This is a genomic window from Sulfitobacter sp. 1A13496 (genome assembly GCF_043557225.1).
Classification (GTDB): Bacteria; Pseudomonadota; Alphaproteobacteria; order Rhodobacterales; family Rhodobacteraceae; genus Sulfitobacter; species Sulfitobacter faviae.
Map to the genome: position 1 here is coordinate 272,121 of NZ_JBIFFP010000002.1, position 20,866 is coordinate 292,986.

Annotated in this window: 27 protein-coding genes and 1 tRNA gene; 18 read left to right on the forward strand and 10 right to left on the reverse strand. The window is 63.5% G+C overall.

The features are described from left to right. Positions 1–8: 8 nt before the first annotated feature. From ACGYLX_RS08035 to recO, 7 genes are all read left to right on the forward strand, one after another. Positions 9–452: a PA2169 family four-helix-bundle protein gene (locus ACGYLX_RS08035; RefSeq protein WP_168612650.1), complete on the forward strand. Its 444-nt coding sequence runs from the start codon at positions 9–11 to the stop codon at positions 450–452. 147 nt (positions 453–599) lie between these two features. Further along, a complete protein-coding gene (gene acpS, locus ACGYLX_RS08040; protein ID WP_168612649.1) occupies positions 600–1,013 on the forward strand; it encodes a holo-ACP synthase in 414 nt (137 codons plus the stop codon). 122 nt (positions 1,014–1,135) lie between these two features. Beyond that, positions 1,136–1,972 (forward strand): signal peptidase I, encoded by an 837-nt coding sequence (gene lepB, locus ACGYLX_RS08045; protein WP_168612648.1) that lies wholly within the window; start codon positions 1,136–1,138, stop codon positions 1,970–1,972. After that, entirely contained in the window at positions 1,969–2,655 is a 687-nt protein-coding gene (gene rnc / locus ACGYLX_RS08050) for a ribonuclease III (protein ID WP_168612647.1), read from the forward strand. Before lepB ends, rnc begins: the two co-directional genes overlap by 4 nt. Beyond that, entirely contained in the window at positions 2,652–3,560 is a 909-nt protein-coding gene (gene era / locus ACGYLX_RS08055; RefSeq protein ID WP_168612646.1) for a GTPase Era, read from the forward strand. The genes rnc and era overlap by 4 nt, the downstream gene beginning before the upstream one ends. A 15-nt stretch (positions 3,561–3,575) precedes the next feature. Beyond that, positions 3,576–3,905 carry a DUF1491 family protein gene (locus ACGYLX_RS08060; protein ID WP_168612645.1) on the forward strand — a complete coding sequence of 110 codons (330 nt, stop codon included), beginning with the start codon at positions 3,576–3,578 and terminating at the stop codon, positions 3,903–3,905. Further along, a complete protein-coding gene (recO, locus tag ACGYLX_RS08065) occupies positions 3,905–4,627 on the forward strand; it encodes a DNA repair protein RecO (RefSeq protein WP_168612644.1) in 723 nt (240 codons plus the stop codon). Before ACGYLX_RS08060 ends, recO begins: the two co-directional genes overlap by 1 nt. Here the strand turns inward: recO and ACGYLX_RS08070 are convergent. Together ACGYLX_RS08070 and ACGYLX_RS08075 are read right to left on the reverse strand one after the other, a co-directional pair. Next, positions 4,611–5,003: an META domain-containing protein gene (locus ACGYLX_RS08070; RefSeq protein ID WP_168612643.1), complete on the reverse strand. Its 393-nt coding sequence runs from the start codon at positions 5,001–5,003 to the stop codon at positions 4,611–4,613. The genes recO and ACGYLX_RS08070 overlap by 17 nt on opposite strands. Positions 5,004–5,070: 67 nt before the next feature. Next, a complete protein-coding gene (locus ACGYLX_RS08075; RefSeq protein WP_168612642.1) occupies positions 5,071–6,753 on the reverse strand; it encodes an acyl-CoA dehydrogenase family protein in 1,683 nt (560 codons plus the stop codon). A 142-nt stretch (positions 6,754–6,895) separates the two neighbouring features. Between ACGYLX_RS08075 and ACGYLX_RS08080 the strand changes: the two genes are divergently transcribed. Further along, entirely contained in the window at positions 6,896–7,660 is a 765-nt protein-coding gene (locus ACGYLX_RS08080; RefSeq protein ID WP_168612641.1) for a sulfite exporter TauE/SafE family protein, read from the forward strand. Between the two features lie 320 nt (positions 7,661–7,980). On the opposite strand, the gene ACGYLX_RS08085 is transcribed toward ACGYLX_RS08080, so the two are convergent. Further along, a tRNA-Ala gene (locus tag ACGYLX_RS08085) sits at positions 7,981–8,056 on the reverse strand. 99 nt (positions 8,057–8,155) lie between these two features. After that, a complete protein-coding gene (locus ACGYLX_RS08090; protein WP_168613575.1) occupies positions 8,156–8,485 on the reverse strand; it encodes a TIGR02300 family protein in 330 nt (109 codons plus the stop codon). Positions 8,486–8,596: 111 nt separating this feature from the next. On the opposite strand from ACGYLX_RS08090, the gene ACGYLX_RS08095 reads away from it, so the two are divergent. Further along, the gene (locus ACGYLX_RS08095) at positions 8,597–9,283 is read left to right on the forward strand and encodes a M48 family metallopeptidase (RefSeq protein WP_067264558.1); all 687 of its coding nucleotides are present in this window, start codon (positions 8,597–8,599) and stop codon (positions 9,281–9,283) included. Here the strand turns inward: ACGYLX_RS08095 and ACGYLX_RS08100 are convergent. Further along, positions 9,280–10,401 carry an aminodeoxychorismate synthase component I gene (locus ACGYLX_RS08100; RefSeq protein ID WP_168613574.1) on the reverse strand — a complete coding sequence of 374 codons (1,122 nt, stop codon included), beginning with the start codon at positions 10,399–10,401 and terminating at the stop codon, positions 9,280–9,282. The two genes, ACGYLX_RS08095 and ACGYLX_RS08100, sit on opposite strands and share 4 nt — an antisense overlap. A gap of 8 nt (positions 10,402–10,409) precedes the next feature. Next, positions 10,410–10,703, reverse strand: a complete 294-nt coding sequence (locus tag ACGYLX_RS08105) for a Dabb family protein (protein ID WP_007118141.1) — start codon at positions 10,701–10,703, stop codon at positions 10,410–10,412. A gap of 126 nt (positions 10,704–10,829) precedes the next feature. On the opposite strand from ACGYLX_RS08105, the gene ACGYLX_RS08110 reads away from it, so the two are divergent. Beyond that, positions 10,830–11,480, forward strand: coding sequence for a GntR family transcriptional regulator (locus ACGYLX_RS08110; RefSeq protein ID WP_067264652.1), 651 nt, complete (start codon positions 10,830–10,832; stop codon positions 11,478–11,480). Positions 11,481–11,658: 178 nt separating this feature from the next. Continuing rightward, entirely contained in the window at positions 11,659–12,105 is a 447-nt protein-coding gene (locus tag ACGYLX_RS08115) for a GNAT family N-acetyltransferase (RefSeq protein WP_394448484.1), read from the forward strand. Here ACGYLX_RS08115 and ACGYLX_RS08120 read toward each other — a convergent pair. After that, the gene (locus ACGYLX_RS08120; RefSeq protein ID WP_394411162.1) at positions 12,102–13,064 is read right to left on the reverse strand and encodes an acetyl-CoA carboxylase carboxyltransferase subunit alpha; all 963 of its coding nucleotides are present in this window, start codon (positions 13,062–13,064) and stop codon (positions 12,102–12,104) included. The genes ACGYLX_RS08115 and ACGYLX_RS08120 overlap by 4 nt on opposite strands. A 158-nt stretch (positions 13,065–13,222) precedes the next feature. Further along, the gene (locus ACGYLX_RS08125) at positions 13,223–14,182 is read right to left on the reverse strand and encodes an L-malyl-CoA/beta-methylmalyl-CoA lyase (RefSeq protein ID WP_394448487.1); all 960 of its coding nucleotides are present in this window, start codon (positions 14,180–14,182) and stop codon (positions 13,223–13,225) included. Between the two features lie 257 nt (positions 14,183–14,439). Here ACGYLX_RS08125 and dgcN point away from each other — a divergent pair, with 257 nt between their 5' ends. From dgcN to ACGYLX_RS08140, 3 genes are read left to right on the forward strand one after another with little or no spacing between them, the layout of a single operon-like run. Next, positions 14,440–15,441, forward strand: a complete 1,002-nt coding sequence (dgcN, locus tag ACGYLX_RS08130; RefSeq protein ID WP_067264538.1) for an N-acetyltransferase DgcN — start codon at positions 14,440–14,442, stop codon at positions 15,439–15,441. 2 nt (positions 15,442–15,443) lie between these two features. Next, positions 15,444–16,409: an N-acetyl-D-Glu racemase DgcA gene (gene dgcA, locus ACGYLX_RS08135; RefSeq protein WP_394429471.1), complete on the forward strand. Its 966-nt coding sequence runs from the start codon at positions 15,444–15,446 to the stop codon at positions 16,407–16,409. A 2-nt stretch (positions 16,410–16,411) separates the two neighbouring features. Further along, positions 16,412–17,272 (forward strand): D-amino-acid transaminase, encoded by an 861-nt coding sequence (locus ACGYLX_RS08140; RefSeq protein WP_394448489.1) that lies wholly within the window; start codon positions 16,412–16,414, stop codon positions 17,270–17,272. A 3-nt stretch (positions 17,273–17,275) separates the two neighbouring features. Here the strand turns inward: ACGYLX_RS08140 and ACGYLX_RS08145 are convergent, their stop codons facing one another. Continuing rightward, entirely contained in the window at positions 17,276–17,719 is a 444-nt protein-coding gene (locus ACGYLX_RS08145) for a DMT family transporter (protein WP_394448491.1), read from the reverse strand. Between the two features lie 106 nt (positions 17,720–17,825). Between ACGYLX_RS08145 and ACGYLX_RS08150 the strand changes: the two genes are divergently transcribed. Further along, positions 17,826–18,284, forward strand: a complete 459-nt coding sequence (locus ACGYLX_RS08150) for a MaoC family dehydratase (RefSeq protein ID WP_394411175.1) — start codon at positions 17,826–17,828, stop codon at positions 18,282–18,284. A gap of 86 nt (positions 18,285–18,370) precedes the next feature. Here the strand turns inward: ACGYLX_RS08150 and ACGYLX_RS08155 are convergent, their stop codons facing one another. Further along, on the reverse strand, positions 18,371–18,682 hold the full coding sequence (locus ACGYLX_RS08155) for a DUF1244 domain-containing protein (protein WP_067264526.1): 312 nt from the start codon (positions 18,680–18,682) through the stop codon (positions 18,371–18,373). 152 nt (positions 18,683–18,834) lie between these two features. Here ACGYLX_RS08155 and pyk point away from each other — a divergent pair, with 152 nt between their 5' ends. From pyk to rpmI, 3 genes are all read left to right on the forward strand, one after another. Beyond that, entirely contained in the window at positions 18,835–20,280 is a 1,446-nt protein-coding gene (gene pyk, locus ACGYLX_RS08160; RefSeq protein WP_394448494.1) for a pyruvate kinase, read from the forward strand. 26 nt (positions 20,281–20,306) lie between these two features. Further along, a complete protein-coding gene (locus ACGYLX_RS08165; protein WP_394448497.1) occupies positions 20,307–20,531 on the forward strand; it encodes a hypothetical protein in 225 nt (74 codons plus the stop codon). A gap of 126 nt (positions 20,532–20,657) precedes the next feature. Next, positions 20,658–20,858 (forward strand): 50S ribosomal protein L35, encoded by a 201-nt coding sequence (gene rpmI, locus ACGYLX_RS08170; protein ID WP_067264506.1) that lies wholly within the window; start codon positions 20,658–20,660, stop codon positions 20,856–20,858. Positions 20,859–20,866 lie beyond the last annotated feature (8 nt).

Consider the following 20,866-nt stretch of genomic DNA (forward strand, 5'->3'; position numbering starts at 1 on the left):
AGGCACCAATGAGCGACCATATCGACACGCTGAAGAAACTGCACACCCGCCTGATCGACAGCCGCGACGGCTATCGTGAATCCCGCAAGCAGGTCTCGGACGAAGCGGCTTTTGTCGGCTTCTTCGACCAACGCATCGCGGAACGTGAGAAGTTCCACATAGAACTGCACCGCCAGCTTGGCGTCGACGGCGTGGATGTATCCGAAGAAGGCTCTGCCGCTGCATCGGCTCACCGCGGTTGGCTGAAGCTGCGCGACGCGGTGACCGGCGACAACGAAGCTGTCTATGACGAGATCATCAACGGCGAATCCGCATTGGTCGAAAACTACGACGATGCGATCAAAGCCACTGCTGGCCGTCCGGGCTATGAGTTCCTGACCGAACAGCGCGCCGCCGTGCAGCGCGCCATTGACGAGGCGAAAGCCGAGAAGGCGCGCCACGTCGCAGCCTAAGCGCCGCGCCTTGTGGTAAATTCAACGCCGTCCCGTTCCCGCGGGGCGGCGTTTTCGCATCGGATTGCCGCTTTTCCTCGCTTCCGGCGCGTGATCTATTGAGGGCAAAGGGCCACCGGCCCCGTCACGCGGCAAGAATGGCACTCAATGATCCTCGGCATCGGCACTGATCTGGCAAATATCGAGCGTATCCAAGGCACGCTCGACCGTTTCGGCGACCGGTTTCGCAACCGGGTGTTCACCGAGGTCGAGCAACGCAAGGCCGAGCGGCGCCATGATGTGGCGGGCACCTATGCCAAACGTTGGGCCGCGAAAGAGGCTTGTTCAAAGGCGCTTGGCACCGGGCTGCGCATGGGCATCGCTTGGCGCGACATGGCGGTGAGCAATCTGCGCACCGGTCAGCCGGTGATGGAGGTCACGGGCTGGGCCGCGGACCGTCTCGCCCGGATGACCCCGCCGGGGCATGAGGCGATCATCCATGTCACCCTGACCGACGATCACCCTTGGGCGCAGGCTTTCGTGGTGATTGAAGCGCGCCCTCTTGCCGATCCGGCCTCTTAGGCTGGCGCGCCCCGCCGTTTCGCGTCATATGCACGCGGGGCAGGCCGATCCGGCCCCGCGTCACTTGACTTGGCCCGCACGGCCCCGCATGTAACCCCAAACCGATATGTCAGGAGCGCCGCATGGCCGCTAAGGAAAAAACCGGCAACGCCTTTGTCGAAACCATCAAGACAATCTTTTGGGCGCTGCTGATCGCCGGTGTCTTTCGGACCCTGTTCTTCCAGCCCTTCTGGATCCCCTCCGGCTCCATGAAAGAGACGCTGCTGATCGGTGATTTCCTCTTCGTGAACAAGATGGCCTACGGCTATTCCTACGCATCTTGCCCAAGCCTGATGCTGCCCGGTGTCGGGATCGAGGTTGACGCCAAGGATGTCTGCGGTGTCTTCGATGGCGACAACGAGCGTCTTTTCGGCTCCGAGCCTGAGCGCGGCGATGTGGTCGTCTTCCGTCATCCTGTCTCGGGCCGCGACTATATCAAGCGCCTGATTGGCCTGCCGGGGGACAAGGTGCAGATCAAAAACGGTGTCATCAGCCTGAACGGCACCCCGGTCGAGGTCGAAGATGCGGGCACTTTTGAAGAGGTCATGGCCCCCCAAGGCCCGCAACAACTGCGCCCGCGCTGCGAAAACGGCCCCGTTGGCCAAGGGGCGACCTGCGTGAAAAGCCGGCAGATCGAAACCCTGCCCAATGGCGTGTCCTACCCGACCCTGAACATCACCAATCAGCAGTCGGACAACACGGGCGTCTATACCGTGCCCGAGGGGCATTACTTCTTCATGGGCGACAACCGCGACAACTCTGCCGACAGCCGCTTGGCACAGCGCGCCGGGGGTGTGGGGTTCGTGCCCTTCGAAAACCTCATTGGCCGCGCGGATCGCATCATGTTCAGCTCTGCCGGGCGTTCCATGCTGTTCTTCTGGACATGGCGCGGCGACCGCTTCTTCGAAGCAGTCAGATGAAACTGAGCGGAGACCTCAAGGCCTTTGAGACGCGGATTGGCCACCATTTTGCCAAGCCGGAGCTGCTGGTGCGCGCGGTGACCCATGCCTCCATGTCTTCGGCCAACCGCGACGACAACCAGCGGTTGGAGTTTCTGGGCGACCGCGTGCTGGGGCTCGTCATGGCCGAAGCGCTGCTGGCGCTTGATCCCGGTGCCACCGAGGGGCAGTTGGCCCCGCGTTTCAACGCATTGGTACGCAAGGAAACCTGCGCCGATGTGGCGCGTGAGATTGATCTGGGCAAGGTGCTCAAGCTCGGTCGGTCCGAGATGATCTCGGGCGGGCGGCGCAAACAGGCGCTTCTGGGCGACGCCATAGAGGCGGTGATCGCGGCGGTTTATCTGGATGGCGGTTTTGACGCCGCCAAGAACCTCGTGCTGCGGCTCTGGGGCGACCGCCTTAAAACCGTCAAGGAAGACGCGCGCGATGCCAAGACCGCGCTGCAGGAATGGGCGCAGGCGCGGGGGCTGAACCCGCCGCGCTATGTGCAGACCGGGCGCAGCGGCCCGGATCACGCGCCTGTCTTTACCATTACCGCGCGGCTGGACAACGGGGCCGAGGCCGCCGCCACCGCGCCGTCGAAACGCGCCGCCGAACAGGCCGCCGCCAGCACGCTGCTGCGGCAATTGGAGAGCAACTCATGACCACCCGTGCCGGATTCGTCGCCCTGATCGGAGAGCCCAACGCGGGCAAATCCACCCTGCTGAACCGCATGGTCGGGGCCAAGGTCTCGATCGTGACACATAAGGTCCAGACCACCCGCGCCCGCATCCGTGGCGTGGCGATGGAGGGCGATGCGCAGCTGGTCTTCGTCGATACCCCCGGCCTGTTCCAGCCGCGCCGCCGTCTGGACCGCGCCATGGTCGCCGCCGCTTGGGGCGGTGCGGCGGATGCCGATGTGATCGTGCTGCTGATCGAAGCGCATCGCGGCGTGACCGAGGGTGTGGAACGCATCCTCGAAGAGCTTGGCAATATCGCCAAGGGCCGCCGCGTGGCGCTGGCGATCAACAAGATCGACCGCGTCGAGGCGCCCGTGCTGCTGGGGCTGGCCGAGAAGATGAACGAGCGGTTCGCGTTTGCCGAGACTTTCATGATCTCCGCCGAACGCGGCCACGGCACCGACACCCTGCGCGAATGGCTGGCGGGTGAGGTGCCCGAGGGGCCGTGGCTCTACCCCGAAGACCAGATCGCCGACCTGCCGATGCGCAACATCGCCGCCGAAATCACGCGCGAGAAGCTGACCCTGCGCCTGCATCAGGAACTGCCCTATCAGCTCACTGTCGAGACCGAGAATTGGGAAGAGCGCAAGGACGGCTCGGCCCGGATCGACCAGTTGGTCTATGTCGTGCGCGACGGCCATAAGGGCATCGTGCTGGGCAACAAGGGCGAGACGATCAAGGCCGTGGGTAAGGCCGCGCGGGAGGAGCTCGAAGAGTTCCTTGGGCGCAAGGTGCATCTGTTCTTGCAAGTGAAAGTCCGCGCCAACTGGCTGGAAGAGGCCGAGCGCTATTCCGAGATGGGCTTGGATTTCAAAGATGGCAACGACTGAGCGTAAAGGCCAGCCATGCCCCGCCTGACCGCGCGTTTCTGGGTCGATGCCTATCTCGCGCGGCTACGGTTGCAGGACATTCCGGCTTTTGTCGTGGCCCATGGTGATGACACCGGCGGTGCGGTGCTGGTGAAGCTGGCAACGCTTGATGGCCGGGCCGTGCTGTTTCAGCGTTCTTTTGACTTGATGAGTGGCGAGCGGAAGTGGGTCGAGCTTGCCTCGGGCGACGAGCGTGAAATCGATGCTACCGTCACCCGCCAACGCAGCTTTGACCCCGACCTCTGGGTGATCGAGGTGGAGGATCGCGCCGGGCGGCACCTTCTGGACGAACCGGGGTTGGCCTGATGGAATGGCGCGATCAGGGCATCCTGCTGAGCGCGCGGCGACATGGCGAGACCTCCGCCATCATTGAGGTCTTCACCCCCGCCCAAGGCCGCCACGCCGGCATCGTCCGTGGTGGCACCAGCCGCAAGATCGCCCCCAGCCTGCAACCCGGTGCGCAGCTTGACGTGGCATGGCGCGCGCGGCTGGAGGATCACATCGGCGCCTTCACCGTCGAGCCGCTCCGCAGCCGCGCCGCCGTGGCGATGCAGGACCGTCTGGCGCTGGCGGGGCTGAATGCGGTCACCGCGCTCTTGGCCTTTTGCCTGCCCGAACGCGAGCCGCATCCGGCGCTTTACCAGCGGACCGAGGCGCTGCTCGATATGCTGGGGCAGGGCGATGTCTGGCCGCTGGCCTACCTCAAATGGGAACTGCGCCTTTTGGAGGAAATGGGCTATGCGCTCGACCTCGACGCCTGCGCGGTGACGGGGGCGACCGAGGGGCTGATCTATGTCTCCCCCAAGACCGGGCGCGCGGTCTCGGCCAAGGGGGCGGGGGACTGGGCGGATCGGCTTTTGCCCCTGCCGCCCGTGCTGCGCGGCGGCGCAGGCAGCGATGCCGAAGTGGCGCAGGGCCTGCGGACCACGGGGCATTTCCTGACCGCGCATCTGGCGCGGGATTTGGGCGGCAAACCCCTGCCGGAAGCCCGCGCGCGCTTTGTCGATGCCTTTAGTCGGCGGCTTTGAAAACCAGACGTTCGCCGCTGTCATCCGACAGGATCATCGTGTCGCCCAGCACGTCCGAGATGGTCACCTCGGTCAGCGCGTCCAGAAACGCCGTCTCGCTCGCAAGGTCGGGGCAGGCGCGGCGAGTGGCGGCGATATGGCCCGCGTCGAACCACGGGTAGGGCACCGTCATCGGGGCGCTATAGGCGTTGCAGGGGGCCTGCCCGGCGATCTTGCCGGTCTCTGGGAAGGTTAGGGTCGCGCGGGCATCGAAGGGCTTGCCGTCCAACTCCACCAGATGCCATATCTTGTCGCCCGCGCCATAGGCACGGACGGTTTCATCGCCTTGGCATTGCGGCAGGGCGCTAAGGGCGGCGAGGATCAGAAAGCTGCGCATGGGCTGTCCTTTGGGTTGAAGCGCCGCCTATGTCTCTGACATCTGCGGCGCTTGCAACCCCGGCAGATCAGCCTAAGAGCCTACGCGCGATAACCTGCGCCTGAATCTCGGCAGCCCCTTCGAAGATGTTGAGGATCCGCGCATCGCAGAGGACGCGGCTGATCTTATACTCCAGCGCGAAGCCGTTGCCGCCGTGGATCTGCAAACCGTTGTCGGCTGCCGCCCAAGCGACACGGGCGCCGAGCAATTTTGCCATGCCCGCCTCCACGTCACAGCGGCGTCCGGCGTCCTTCTCGAAGGCGCTGTAGTAGGTCAGCTGCCGCGCGACCATCAGTTCCACCGCCATCATCGCCAGCTTGCCAGAGACGCGGGGGAAGTTGATCAGCGATTTGCCGAACTGCTTGCGGTCTTGGGCGTATTGCATCGAGATATCCAGCGCCGATTGCGCCACGCCGATGGCGCGGGCGGCGGTCTGGATGCGGGCGCTCTCGAAGGTCTCCATCAGCTGTTTAAAGCCGCGCCCCTCTTCGCCGCCGAGGAGGTTCTCGCCCTTCACCTCGAAACCGTCGAAGCCAAGCTCATATTCCTTCATCCCACGGTAGCCCAGCACCTCGATCTCACCGCCAGTCATGCCGGGGGTGGGGAAGGGGTTGGCATCATCGCCGGGCGTTTTCTCGGCGAGGAACATCGACAACCCGCGGTGATCGCTGGTTTCGGGATCAGTGCGCGCCAGCAGGGTCATCACATGGGTGCGCGCAGCATGGGTGATCCATGTCTTGTTGCCGGTCACCTTGTAATCCTCCCCGTCCTTGACCGCACGGGTGCGCAGGCTGCCGAGGTCGGAGCCGGTGTTCGGCTCGGTAAAGACCGCCGTGGGCAGGGTCTCGGCGCTGGCGATGCGGGGCAACCATTTCTCTTTCTGCGCCTCGGTGCCGCCGCAGAGAATCAGTTCGGCGGCAATTTCCGAGCGGGTGCCGAGCGAGCCGACCCCGATGTAGCCGCGCGACAGCTCTTCGCTGACCACGCACATCGACGCTTTGGTCAGGCCCAGCCCGCCGTATTCTTCGGGGATGGTCAGGCCGAAAACGCCCATCTCGGCCAGCTCCTCGATCACCTCCATCGGGATCAGTTCGTCCTTGAGGTGCCAGTCATGGGCGTGCGGCTCGACCTTTTCCACCGCGTAGCGGCGGAACTGGTCGCGGATCATCTCAAGCTCTTCGTCCAGTCCGCTGACGCCAAAGGTCACATCGGCGCTGCGCTCCTGCATCAGTTCGACCAGACGGCTGCGCGCGGCTTGGGTGTTGCCCGCGCGGGTCAGGGTAGTGATCGCAGGATTATCGAGCGCGGCCTCATCCTCGGCGCTCAACCCCAGATCTTGTAGGCGCAGCATTTCGCCTTGATTCATCTGGATGCCGCCGCTGATCTGGCAAAGGTATTCGCCAAAGGCGATCTGGTGCAGCAGTTGCTCAACCTCGCCAAAGCGGCCTTCGCCTTGCAGGCGTTCGGCCCAAAGCTGCATCTGCCGCAAGGCTTGAACATAGGTGGCGAGCCAAGCAAGCCCGTGGGCGGCGGTCTGATTGGCCTCGATCAGCTTGGCCGAAACCCGGTCGCCATCGCTCACCTGCGCACGGACGGCGACGGTAGCGGTTTCGAGCAACTGGTCGAGCGGCGGCAGGGCCGCGCCGGTCTGCCCGATCAGATCGTCGAGAATTACGCGATGCATCGTCATGTCCTGACCGTCATGTGCCATGGGCTGTCCTTTCTTGCTTGGGATAGGCATAGCCCTTTCGCAGTCGCAGCACAACAAAGATACGTTTCGCTGCGGCATTTTGTTCTAATCTTGCGCGGTCATTTTTGACGTGCGGCCCCAGAGGAGGGTGCTATGTAACGGTATGAACAGTATTTTCCCCTTTCTCACCCCGTTCGAATTTTATGCTGCACTTGCAATCGGTCTTTGCGGTGGCTTCGTCAAAGGCGTGGTGGGCTTTGCCCTGCCGCTGGTGCTGATTTCCGGTCTCACGACCTTCATGGCGCCCGATCTGGCCTTGGCGGGGCTGATTCTGCCCACGGTGCTGGCCAACGCTTTCCAAGCGCTGCGGCAGGGGCCGCAGGCCGCGCTGCGGTCGATCAAGCTGTTTTGGGTGTTCCTGCTCTGCGGTGGCGTGATGCTGGTGCTCTCCGCCCAGATGGTGCGGCTGGTGCCGGCGACGGTGATGCTGCTGTTGATCGGCGTGCCGGTGGTGCTGTTCGCGTTGCTGCAACTGTCGAAACATCAGTTCCATCTGGCGCAGCGGTCGACGAAGGTCGAGGCGCTGGTAGGCGGATTTGCCGGGGCCGTTGGGGGGATTTCCGGCATCTGGGGGCCGCCCACGGTGGCCTATCTCACTGCGCTCGGGACCGCGAAACATGATCAGATGCGGATCCAAGGGGTGATTTACGGGCTGGGCGCGGTGGCGCTGCTTGTCGCGCATATCGGCTCGGGCGTTCTGAACGCGCAGACCTGGCCCTTCTCGGCACTGTTGATTCTACCGGTGATGCTGGGCGTTTGGCTTGGCAGCAAGGTGATGGACCGGGTCGATCCGGTGCTGTTTCGCAAGATGACTTTGGTGGTCTTAATGGTGGCGGGGTTGAACCTGATCCGGCGGGCGATTTTTTAATGGCTTCGGGATTGCCACCGGCCCGGAAACAAGTCGCAGGCGCCGGGCCATCGCTTGCACGCGGGAAGGCGATGACCCCCGGGAATTGATCGCGACGCATCGTATGCAGCTAGGCGCTAGCATTGTCCGATTTTGAGTAGGGTGGGTTTACGCTCTCATCGCTTCTGCGAAGCGACTGCCGCGCGACGCCTTTTGCTTTGCAAAAGGCTTGGTGGAGCCTAGCGGGATCGAACCGCTGACTCAGAGTAGCCGCGCAGCGGGTTTGCGTCAGTCAGCCCATCTATCGGGCGAAGCATAGCAAAAATCGAAGCGGAGGATGATGGTGGAGCCTAGCGGGATCGAACCGCTGACCTCCTGCATGCCATGCAGGCGCTCTCCCAGCTGAGCTAAGGCCCCATCGTGGATCGTGATCGTGTGATCCGGGTCGTTCTGTGGCGCTGTCTAGGCGCTGGCGGAGGCGGGATCAAGCGGAAAATAGACCCCGCCGCCGATTAATTAATCTTCGTCGTCCGACGCCACATCGGCGAGGTCGTCGAGCGGTACTGTATCGTCATCATCGTCGTCATCGTCGAGGATGTCGTCGTCCAGATCCACATCGACCGCGTCATCGTCATCCACCAAGGATTCTTCATCAGCCTTGTCGCCCTTCTTGGCTTTGGCTGTGACCGCATCCTCGGCGTCCGCCGCGATCATGCGCGACTTGGAATTGTCGACCTCGACCTCTTCGCCCGTGTAGGGGCTGATGATCGGATTCTTGTTGAGGTCATAGAAGCGCTTGCCCGTAGTGGGGCACAGGCGCTTGGTTCCCCATTCTTCGTTGGGCATGAAACACCCCTTTATAATATTGCTGTTGCGTGTAGATGATTCCGGCCAAGTGCCATATGAGGGGGGCACTGTCAAAGGCTTTGGCCTCTATCTAGGGACGTTGCTCCGGTAATGAAAGACCCTGTGCTGCCCGGCAACCCGCCGATTCCGCTGATCTTGCGCCGTTCGGCGCGCGCGCGACGCATCTCGCTGCGCATCTCGCAACTGGACGGACGGGTGACCCTGACCATGCCGAAACGGCTGGCAGAGCGTGAGGCGCTGGCCTTTGCCGAAAGCAAGCAAGACTGGATTCGCCAACACCTCGCCGCGCGGGGCGAAGATGTGATCGTGGCCCCGGGGGCAGAGCTTCCGGTGGGCGGCAAGCTGCTGCGGGTGCGCGGCGGGCAGGGGAGGGGCGTGCGGATCGGCCCCGAAGAGATCCTCGTGCCCGGCCCAGAGGAGAGCCTGGGCAAACGTCTGGCCGCGCATCTGCGCGAGGTCGCGCGCGACCGCCTTGCCGGGGCTTGTGACGATTATGCCGCGCTGCTGGGCAAACCCTATGCCCGCATCACCCTGCGCGATACGCGCTCCCGCTGGGGGTCTTGTTCAAGCGACGGGGCGCTGATGTTCTCTTGGCGGCTGATCATGACCCCGCCCGAGGTGCTGGACTATGTCGCCGCCCATGAGGTCGCGCATCTGGCACAGATGAACCACTCCCCCGCCTTCTGGGCCGAGGTCACGCGGATCTACGGCGATTATCAGGCGCCGCGCCAATGGCTGCGCGACCATGGCGGCGGGCTGCACCGCTATCGATTCTAGGCCAGCGTTGCGAAACGCGCCTTCAGCAGCGCTTCGGCATATTCATCCTCGGCCGTGCTGTCATGCACCACGCCGCCGCCCACGTTCAGCCGCAGCCGCCCCTCTGGGTGACAGGTCGCCGTGCGGATCGCCACATTGAACTGCATCGCACCCGTGGGGGCGATCCACCCCACCGCGCCGCAATAGGCATCGCGCGGGGCCGGCTCCAAGGCGCGCAGGATCTGCATCGCGCGGATCTTGGGGGCGCCGGTGATCGAGCCGCAGGGAAAAAGCGCGTGAAAAAGGTCGGTCAACCGCTTTCCCGGCAAGACCTGCGCCGTGATGCGCGAGGTCATCTGGTGCAGGGTCTCATAGGTCTCGATCTCGAACAGTTTCGGCACCTCGACACTGCCCACCTCGGCGATCCGGCTGATGTCGTTGCGCAAAAGGTCCACGATCATCAGGTTCTCGGCCATGTTCTTTTCCGAAGCCGCAAGGTTGGCGCACAGCTTCGCGTCCTCCGCAGCATCCCGCCCGCGCCGCGCCGTGCCCTTCATCGGGCGGGCGGTAAGCTGCCCCTCGGCGGTGAGCGCAAAGAACAGCTCCGGCGAGCGCGACAAAAGCACAGGGCCGCCAAGATCGACGAAAGCCCCATGGGCCACGCTTTGCCGCTGGCGCAGCCGGGCGTAAAGCGCCGCTGGCGTCCCGGTATAGCGCCCCTCCATCCCGAAGGTCAGATTGGCCTGATAGATGTCCCCCGCGCTGATGAAGTCCTGCACTTCAGCAAAGGCGGCCTGATACTGCGCGAAATCCCAATCCGGCGTGAGCGCCGACAGGCTGGCATCACCCGCATCTTCGGCAAAACCATAGGCCTCGGGCGCATCAAAAACGCCGAAACGCAGCAGGGGCAGCCCGCGCGCCGCGGGCATCAACGCACGCAGCTTGTGCGAGCCGAGATAGCCCAACTCATAACTCGCATAGCCCGCCAACCACGCGCCGCTTTCCTGCGCCGCTTCAAGTGCTGCAAAGGCCGCAGACACCTCAGCCGGGGCATCGGCACTGATGATCCGCCGCGGCGCGGTAAAGGCCGTGCCGTGCCCCAGCGGGCCAGTGTCGAAAAGAACGCGCGGGCCAGCCATGGCGCGCCTTAAAAGTCCGCAGGCACGCGCATATCGCGCAGAGGCCGCACGATATCGATGGATTCCTGGTAGATCGGATGCGCCTTATAGGCGGCCAGCGCCTCGGCATCGGGGAATTCGGCATAGACGACCACATCCACATCCCCCGACAGCGCATCAACACGGGTGTTCTCACAGATCTCGAAAGTCGTCGAATGCGGAATGTCGGCCAATTTCCAAAGCCCCGCCACGATCGTCGGAATGTCCTTGGGGTCCTTGGCCGAGAAAAAGACCACATGACGGATGAAGTTTCGTTTGGTCACGGCGCGTCTCCTTAAGGCAGTTTGACCTCCGATAAATCGCCGCAAGGCTCGCGACAACGGGTGATCGCGCCTTGGCTGCAAAATGCCGCGCTTGACGGGTGGCTGGTTTGTGATCACAACCGCATCATGAACCTGACCCCACGCCCTGTCGAGGCCACGCCGCTGGCCCATGATCGTGTCTACCGCCGCCTGCGCGCGCGGATCATGCATGGCGATCTGCCGCCCGGCCACGCGCTGACCCTGCGCGGCATCGGCAAGGAATATGAGGTCTCGATGACCCCGGCCCGCGAAGCGGTGCGGCGGCTGGCGGCAGAGGGGGCGCTGACCATGTCGACCTCCGGACGCATCTCCACCCCCGAGCTCAGCAATGAGCGGATCGAGGAATTGGCCGCCCTCCGCGCGCTCTTGGAGGTCGAGCTTGCCTCTCGCGCCCTGCCACGCGCCCATATGGCGCTGATCGAGCGGATGCAGACGATCAACACCAATATTGCCGAGGCCGTGGCCCACCGCGATGCGGTCAGCTACATCCGCACCAATCTCGAATTCCACCGCACGCTCTACCTGCGCGCCCAAGCGCCCGCCATGCTCGCCATGGCAGAAACGGTCTGGTTGCAACTCGGCCCCACCATGCGCGCGCTCTATGGCCGCCTGCGCCGGACCGAGCCGCCGCATTTCCACCGTCTGATCATCGCCGCCCTGCGCGCGGGCGATGAGCCGGGGCTGCGGCTGGCGGTGCGTTCGGATGTGACCCAAGGGCTGCGCATGCTGGCCAGCTGATCCCGCCCATGGCTTGACAGTAGGGGAGCAGCGGCGCATCAAAGGCATATGGAAAAGACCAGCTTCACATCTGTCTATTACCCCCGCTCCTGATCGGCGCGGCACCCATTCCCATATCCACAAGCCGCCACAGCGCGGCTCTGCTTGTCTCCCTGTGGTGATCACAGAAAGAGACGACATGCCCCCCATTCGACCCGCCGTGAAATCCGACCTGCCGATGGTACTCGATCTGGCCCACGCATTGGCCGCTTACCACGGCGACACCGCCACCGTGACACTTGCCGCGTTAGAGCGCGACTGTTTCGGCCCAACCCCTTGGGTCACCCTTCTGGTGGCCGAAGGCGCCACCGGCCTGCATGGCTATGCCGCGCTCTGCCCGCAGATGCAGTTGCAATTCGGTGCAAGGGGGATGGACCTGCACCATCTCTTCGTCTGCGACACGGTCCGCGGTCGCGGCATTGGCCGCGCGCTGGTCAAGGCGGCGCTGGACCACGCCCAGAGCCAAGGATGCAGCTATGTGACCGTGGGCACGGATACAAAAAACCGGCGCGCGCAGGGCTTCTACCGCGCCGCCGGTTTCGATCAAATCACGCCTGATCCACGTTTTCGGCGGCGGCTGGCTTAGGCCGCCAGCCCCTTGCGCCCCATCTCAAGGAACTTGGTCCGGCGTTCCTGAACCAGCGTCTTGCCGTCCTTGCCGTCAAGCTCCTTGAGCATCGCTTCAATCGACTTGCCCACGGCCTTGATCGATTCTTCGGCATGGCGATGCGCCCCCCCCATCGGCTCAGGGATGATCTGGTCGATCACGCCAAGCGTTTTCAGCTCATCGGCCGTCAGACGCATCTGCTCGGCGGCCTCGCGCATCTTCTCGCTGTCCTTCCACAGGATCGACGCACAGCCTTCGGGCGTGATCACCGAATAAACCGAATGCTCCAACATCGCGACACGGTTCGCCGTGGCGAATGCCACCGCCCCGCCAGAGCCGCCTTCGCCCACGATCACGCTGACCAGAGGCACGCCGATTTGCAGACATTTCTCGGTCGAACGGGCAATCGCCTCGGACTGGCCGCGCTCTTCGGCGCCCTTGCCGGGATAGGCGCCGGGCGTGTCGACGATGGTAACCACCGGCAGGTTGAACTTATCCGCCAGTTCCATCAACCGCACCGCCTTGCGATAGCCCTCAGGCCGCGCCATGCCGAAATTACGCTCAATCCGGCTCTTGGTGTCATTGCCCTTCTCATGGCCAATCACCACCACCGGCGTATCATTGAACCGGGCCAACCCGCCCATGACGGCCAGATCATCGGCAAAGTTTCGATCCCCCGCCAAAGGCGTAAACTCGGTGAAAAGCGCTTCGATATAATCCTTGCAATGGGGCCGCTCCGGATGGCGCGCCACCTGACATTTCCGCCAAGGCGTCAGAGAACCATAAAGGTCTTCGAGCATCCCGGCGGCTTTCTTATCCAGCGCGCGGGCCTCATCGGTGATGTCCATCTCTTCATTGGACCGGGCCAACGCCCGCAGCTCTTCCGCCTTGCCTTCGATCTCGGCCAGGGGTTTTTCGAAATCCAGATATTGGGTCATAGCATGCTCCGGCTTGTTGCCTGTGTATATGGAGCGCCGCGCGCCGGTTTGCAACGCGGGTTTGCAAGGCAGGCAAGCCCACGCCCCTCCCTCTTCATCCTTTTTCAAATACCCTCGGGGGTCCGGGGGCAGGGCCCCCGGCGGCTTGCCAAAAGCGCTCAGCCCCCGGCGATCATCTCGGACTGGCGCACAATCACCTCGGCCTGTTTGATGCTGGCGATATCCACCAAACGCCCCTTATAAACGGTGGCCCCTTCGCCCTTGGCCTTGGCCTCTTCCATCGCCGCGAGGATCTCGCGCGCTTCGGCCACAGCCTCTTCCGACGGGGTGAACACCTCGTTGCTCAGCGCCACCTGCTTGGGGTGGATCGCCCATTTGCCGACCATTCCCAGCGTGGCCGAGCGGCGCGCCTGTGCGCGGAAACCCTCGTCGTCCGAGAAATCGCCAAAAGGCCCGTCGACGGGGAGCACGCCATGGGTACGGCAGGCGGCGACGATGGCGGCCTGCGCCCAGTGCCACGGGTCCGACCAATGCTTCTGCTCGCCGCGCTGCATATAGTAGTTCTCCTGCGTGCCGCCGATGCCGGTGGTCTGCATGCCCATGGAGGCGGCGAAGTCGGCGGCCCCCAGCGACATCGCCTGCAAACGCGGAGAAGACGCGGCGATCTCTTCCACATGGGCGATACCGGCAGCGGATTCGATGATGACCTCAAAGCTGATTTTCTTCTCGCGGCCCTTGGCGGTCTCAACCGCCGTCACCAGCGCATCGACGGCATAGACATCCGCCGCGCAGCCCACCTTGGGGATCATGATCTGATCAAGCCGCGGCCCGGCCTGCTCCAGCAGTTCCACCACGTCGCGATACCAATAGGGTGTGTCGAGCCCGTTGATCCGCACCGAAAGCGTCTTGTTGCCCCAGTCGATCTCGGAAATCGCCTTGATGATATTGGCGCGCGCGCTGTCCTTGTCCGAAGGTGCCACGCTGTCTTCAAGGTCGAGGTTGATCACATCGGCATTCGACGCTGCCATCTTTTCAAAGATCGCCGGGCGGGAGCCGGGGCCGAACAATTGGCAGCGGTTCGGGCGGGCAGGGGCGGCAGGCTGAATGCGGAAGCTCATGGGGCACCTATGGGTAATATTGTTTCATCGTGTGTCTTCATTCTGGTATGAAATTGCGTCGCCAATCGCAAGGAGGTTTTCGCAGCCGCAGCATTTCGAAAGGCCCACCCTTCGACGAAAGCCGCGCACGAATTTTGCGCAGCCAACGGTAATTCGCGGGAAATGCTGCGCATTTGCATGCAGATGCGTCGACAACGCCACGCACTTGCGTATTCTCGCGCGCAATATGCGGACAAATTCAATGCCGGAGGCTTGCCATGATCAAAACCCCCTATCTGCTCTTTCTGGGCGACGCGCCTGACTCTCTGTCCGCCAAGGTCGCACAAGGCATCAAGGATTGGCGGCCCGACAATGCGGTCGGCCAGTTCCGCATGGAGGGCTGCAAGGCCGATCTCGGTCTGCAAGACATGACGCTGGCCGAAGCGCGTGAGGCGGGGGCCGAGACATTGGTCATCGGTGTCGCCAACCGTGGCGGTAAAATCAGCGCGGCTTGGAAAGAGGTGCTGATTGAGGCGCTGAACATGGGCTTCGACATCGCCTCGGGCCTGCACAACCTGCTACGCAACGAAGCCGATCTGGTGGCGGCTGCCGAGGCGAACGGCACCACATTGCATGACGTGCGCGTGCCCAGCGTCGAATACCCCATCGCCGACGGCAAGAAGCGCAGCGGCAAGCGGGTTCTGGCCGTGGGCACCGATTGCTCGGTCGGGAAGATGTACACCGCCCTCGCGCTGGACGAGGCGATGCGCGAAAAGGGCATGAAAAGCACCTTCCGCGCCACCGGCCAGACCGGCATCCTGATCACCGGCGAAGGCGTGCCGCTGGATGCCGTGATCGCCGATTTCATGGCCGGGTCGGTGGAATATCTCACCCCCGCCAATGACGATGACCATTGGGACATCATCGAAGGGCAGGGCAGTCTGTTCCACGTCTCTTATTCCGGGGTGACCATGGCGCTGATCCACGGCGGCCAGCCCGATGCGCTGATCCTGTGCCATGAACCGACCCGGACCCATATGCGCGGCCTGCCGGAATACAGCCTGCCCAGCCTCGAAGCGGTGCGCGACATGGCGCTGACGCTGGCGCAGGTGCCGAACCCCGACTGCAAGGTCGTCGGTATCTCGGTCAACACCTACCACATGTCCGAGGCCGAGGCGGATGCCTATCTGGCTGAGGTTGAGGAGCGTCTTGGCCTGCCTGCGGTTGATCCCTTCCGCCAAGGGGCAGCGCGACTGGCCGATGCGCTGGCGGCGCTGTGACCATGCAGATCGACGTTACCGCAGATACCTTTAAGCTCGCGCAGGTCTTTACCATCAGTCGCGGTTCGCGGACCGAGGCCAAGGTGCTGACCGTCCGCGTGACCGAAGGCGGCGTGACCGGCTGGGGCGAATGCGTGCCCTACGCGCGCTATGACGAGACCCTCGAATCGGTCACGGCTGAGATCAACGGCCTGCCGGGTGATATCACCCGCCAAGCGCTCTATGATCTGCTGCCTGCCGGGGCCGCACGCAACGCGGTCGACTGCGCGCTGTGGGATCTAGAGGCCAAACGCGCAGGCAAGCGGGTGTGGGAACTGGCCGGGCTGACCGCGCCGGGGCCAGAGATCACGGCCTATACCCTCTCGCTGGACGAACCCGAGGCAATGCGCGCGCAGGCGGCGAAACACAGCTATCGGCCACTGTTGAAGATCAAGCTCGGCACGCCTGACGACATGCCGCGGCTCGAAGCGGTGCGCGCCGGAGCGCCCGATGCCACGATCATCATCGATGCCAATGAGGGCTGGTCGGCTGAGGTCTATGCCGACCTCGCCCCGCATCTGCTCCGTCTGGGCGTGGCGCTGGTCGAACAGCCCCTGCCCGCTGGCGAAGATGATGCGCTTCTGGGGATGGATCGCCCTGTGCCGGTCTGCGCGGATGAAAGCTGCCATGACCGCGCCAGCCTGCCCGGCCTCAAGGGCAAATACGATGTGGTGAACATCAAACTCGACAAGACCGGCGGGCTGACCGAAGCGCTGGCACTGCGCGATGCAGCGCGGGCCGAGGGGTTCGAGGTCATGGTGGGCTGCATGGTTGGCTCGTCGCTCGCGATGGCCCCCGCGACGCTGGTCGCCCAAGGCGCAAAGGTAGTGGACCTTGACGGCCCGCTGCTTCTGGCCGAAGACCGCGACAATGCTTTGAAATTCGACGGCGCGGGCGTGCATCCCCCCGCCGCAGCGCTCTGGGGGTGACCATGCGAACTGTCTATGTAAACGGCGAATACCTGCCCGAGGATGAGGCCAAGATCTCGATCTTTGACCGGGGATTCCTGATGGCCGATGGGGTCTATGAGGTGACGAGCGTGCTGGATGGCAAGCTCATCGCCTTTGACGGCCATGCCGAGCGTCTGACCCGCTCGATGAACGAGCTTGACATGCGCGCGCCTGCGACGACCGAAGAACTGCTGGAAATCCACCGCGAGTTGGTGCGTCTCAACGATATCAAAGACGGGTTGATCTATCTTCAGGTCACGCGCGGGTCGGATGGCGACCGTGATTTCGCCTTCCCCGACCCCGAGACCACCGCGCCCTCGCTGGTGCTGTTCACGCAATCCAAGCCGGGGTTGGCCGACAACCCCGCCGCCCGTGACGGCATCCGCGTGATCAGCATCGAAGACATCCGTTGGGGCCGCCGCGATATCAAAACGGTGCAGCTGCTCTACCCGTCGATGGGCAAGATGATGGCCAAGAAAGCCGGTGTCGAAGACGCTTGGATGGTCGAAGACGGTTTCGTGACCGAAGGCACGTCGAACAACGCTTATATCGTCAAGGACGGTAAGATCGTGACGCGCGAGACCTCGAACAACATCCTGCATGGCATCACCCGCAAGGCGGTGCTGGAACTGGCCCGCGAAGCGCAGATGCAGGTGGAAGAGCGCAATTTCACCATCGAAGAGGCGCAGCAGGCGGATGAGGCTTTCGTCACCTCGGCCAGCGCTTTCGTGACGCCGGTGGTTGAGATCGACAGTGCCAAGATCGGCAGCGGCACGCCGGGCAAGCTTGCGCCCCGTTTGCGTGAAATCTACCTCGAAGAGATGCGCAAAACCGCGATCTGAGTTTCAGAACCGCGATAAAACCAGCCCCGCCGCCACCAGCGCGGCGGCGGCGATGCGGGTGGGGGTGATGGCCTGCACCGACAACCCCAAAAGCCCCGTGGCATCGATCACCAGAGCCGCGCTCAACTGGCCGAGGATCAGCGCCGAGATCACTGTCAGCGCCCCCAGCGTCGGGATCGCCCAAAGCACCGACCAGACGTAGAAGGCCCCCAACACCCCGCCCAGCAGCAAAACGGGAGAGGCCGAGGCCGCGCGGGGCAGGGCGCTCAACTCGCCGCGCAGCAGCAAGACCCCCAACAGGATCGCAAAGCCGACGCCAAAGGACACCGCCGCCGCAGCGACGCCGCTGCCGATGTTGCGGCCTAAGGCAGCGTTGATCGGGGTTTGCAGGGCCACGGCGACCCCGGCGATGGCGACGGTGATAAGGGCGAGGATGGGGGTGTTCATGGCGGCTCCGCTCTGTTTGGCCCCAGCATGAGAGATGTCCCGCCGGGTGCAAGGGCTTTCGCAGCGAGCGCCCGCGCGGCTAGACTGGCGCAAAGAGGAGGCCGCGATGCGCAGAGAGATTGACCGGGCAGAGATGGAAGCCGCCGTGGGCCGTGAGTTGGGCGTCTCGCCGTGGTTCATGATGGATCAGGCGCGGATCGACGCCTTTGCCGATGTGACCGAGGACCACCAGTTCATCCATGTCGACCCGCTCCGCGCGGCCAAGACGGATTTCGGCGGCACCGTGGCCCATGGGATGCTCACCCTGTCGATGATGTCGGGCATGGCTTACGGCGCGCTGCCGGTGGTGGCGGGCACGAAGGCGTCGATCAACTACGGGTTCGACAGCGTGCGCTTCATCGCACCTGTGCATTCCGGCAAGCGGATTCGGGGGCGGTTCACGCTGGCCGAGGCACAGAGGCGCGGGCGGGGTGACCTGATGACCCGCTTTGCCGCAACGGTAGAGATCGAAGGCGCCGCGCGGCCTGCGCTCAAGGCGGATTGGCTTGTGCTCTATCAGTTCTAGGCGAAGCCTTTGAGCACGCTTGGCCAAGGCAAAGGCGGGCGCACAGGGATGCACGCCCGCTTTGTGGGTTCATTCAAGCGGGTTGCTCAACCCTTTCCGACATTCTCTTCAAAAGCGGTTTTAAACGCCTCTTTCTGGCTGTCGTTCGCATCGGTCTGATAGTTGGCTTTCCATTCGTCCATCGTCATCCCGTAGAACAACTCGCGCGCCTCGTCCTTGCCCATCTCGATCCCGCGTTCGTTGGCGGCCTCTTGATACCAGCGCGACAGGCAGTTGCGGCAAAAACCGGCGAGGTTCATCATGTCGATGTTCTGCACATCCGTCCGATCTTCCATCAGGTGTTTCTGCAACCGGCGAAAGGCGGCGGCTTGCAGTTCGATCTCTTGTTGGCTGGGCATGACAGCTTCCTTTTCATATCACTGGACGGGACCGCGATGGACCGTCATTCTGATGAAACCTTTGACAGGCACTCATGGGGGCGCTAGGCCACCGGACAGGCGATGTTATCGTTAACATTCGCTCTGGGGACATAGGACACGAAGGAACAGATATGAGACGTTTGCGCAATGTAAAGATCGTGGCCACGCTTGGGCCAGCCTCCGAAACCCGAGAGGTGATCGCGGCATTGCACAACGCCGGGGCGGATGTTTTCCGCCTGAACATGAGCCACGGAGGCCACGAAGAGATCCGGGAAAAGCACCGGATCATCCGCGATATCGAGAAAGAGACCGGCGGCGCGATCGGCATTCTGGCGGACCTTCAGGGGCCGAAACTGCGCGTTGGTGTGTTCGAGGGCGATGGGCCAACCTTGGAAGAAGGTGCGTCTTTCCGGCTCGACCTTGATGAAACGCCGGGCGATGCGACCCGCGTCTGCCTGCCCCATCCTGAGATTTTCGCGGCGCTTGAGCCGGGCGCGAGCCTGTTGGTCAATGACGGCAAAATCCGCCTCAAGGTGCGCGACTGCGGCCCGGATTTCGCCGATTGCGAAGTGGTGACGGGCGGTGTCATCTCAAACCGCAAGGGCGTGAACGTGCCTGACGTGCTGCTGCCGCTGGCCGCGCTTTCCGAGAAAGACCGCGCCGATCTGGAGTTCGTCTGTGAATTGGGGGTCGACTGGCTCGCCCTCAGCTTTGTCCAGCGGCCCGAGGATGTGACCGAGGCGCGCGATCTGGTCAGAGGCCGGGCGGCGGTGCTGTCGAAGATCGAGAAGCCCGCGGCGGTGGAGCGGTTCGAAGCGATCTTGGATGTCAGCGACGGCATCATGGTGGCGCGGGGCGATCTGGGCGTGGAGCTGCCGGTGCAGAATGTGCCGCCGATCCAGAAACGTCTGGTGCGCAAATGCCGCGCGGCGGCCAAGCCGGTGATCGTGGCGACACAGATGCTCGAATCGATGATCGAAAGCCCGATGCCGACCCGCGCCGAAGTCTCGGACGTGGCCACCGCGATTTACGAAGGCGCCGACGCCGTGATGCTGAGCGCCGAATCCGCCGCCGGGGATTACCCGCTGCAGGCCGTGGCGACGATGGACAACGTGGCCCAAGAGGTCGAAGCCGATGCGACCTATACGCAGATCATCGAATCCTCGCGCACGGCGGATCGCACCACCGTGGCCGATGGCATCGTTGCCGCCGCGCGTGAGATTGCCGAGACGACGGACATCAAGGCGATCTGCTGCTTTACCCAATCGGGCACCACCGCCCTGCTGACCGCCCGTGAACGGCCCCGCGTGCCGATCATCGCCCTGTCGCCGCTGGTCAACACCGCGCGCCGTCTGGCGCTGAGTTGGGGCACGAATTGCATCATCACCGATGGGCATGACCGGTTTAAACTGGCCGTGCTGAGCGCCGCGCGGGCCGCCTTGTCAGAGGGGTATGCCGGGCCGGAGGATCATATCGTCGTCACCGCCGGTGTGCCCTTTAACGTGCCGGGCAGCACCAATATTCTGCGCGTCGCGCCCTGTGACGAACGTTTGATTTACGCCTCCGATCCGGAGTAGCCTTTCCCCAGATAGGGGGATGTTGCGTGGACTCTGACTTGGCAATGGTGGTGGGCATCGTTCTGGCGGTGCTGTCGATCCCCTCGATCCTGTCTGCGGTGACCGACCGTCGGTCGCCGCGCGCCTCGGCCATCACGATCTTGATCGCGGGCGGGTTGATCGTCTTTGCGCTGCGCGAAAATCCGGGGCGCTATTCCTTTGAGAACCTGCCGGAGGTCTTCGTCTCGTTCGCGGCGGACTTCTTGCCCTGAGGGGCTGCGCGAAACCTCTTGCATCCCTGACCGACCGCGCCTATACGGCGCATCTTAGCCTGCACGACCGGCCTCAAGTGGCATGCCGAGTCGTGTTTATACCGAACTCAAAAGACGGAGACGGAAATGCCCAAGATGAAGACGAAATCGAGCGCCAAGAAGCGCTTCAAGGTCTCGGCGACCGGCAAGGTCATCGCCAGCCAAGCCGGCAAACAGCACGGCATGATCAAGCGGACCAACAAGTTCATCCGTAACGCACGCGGCACGACAACCCTGTCGGAAGCCGATGCAAAGATCGTCAAGGGCTTCATGCCCTACGCCCGCTGATTAAGGAG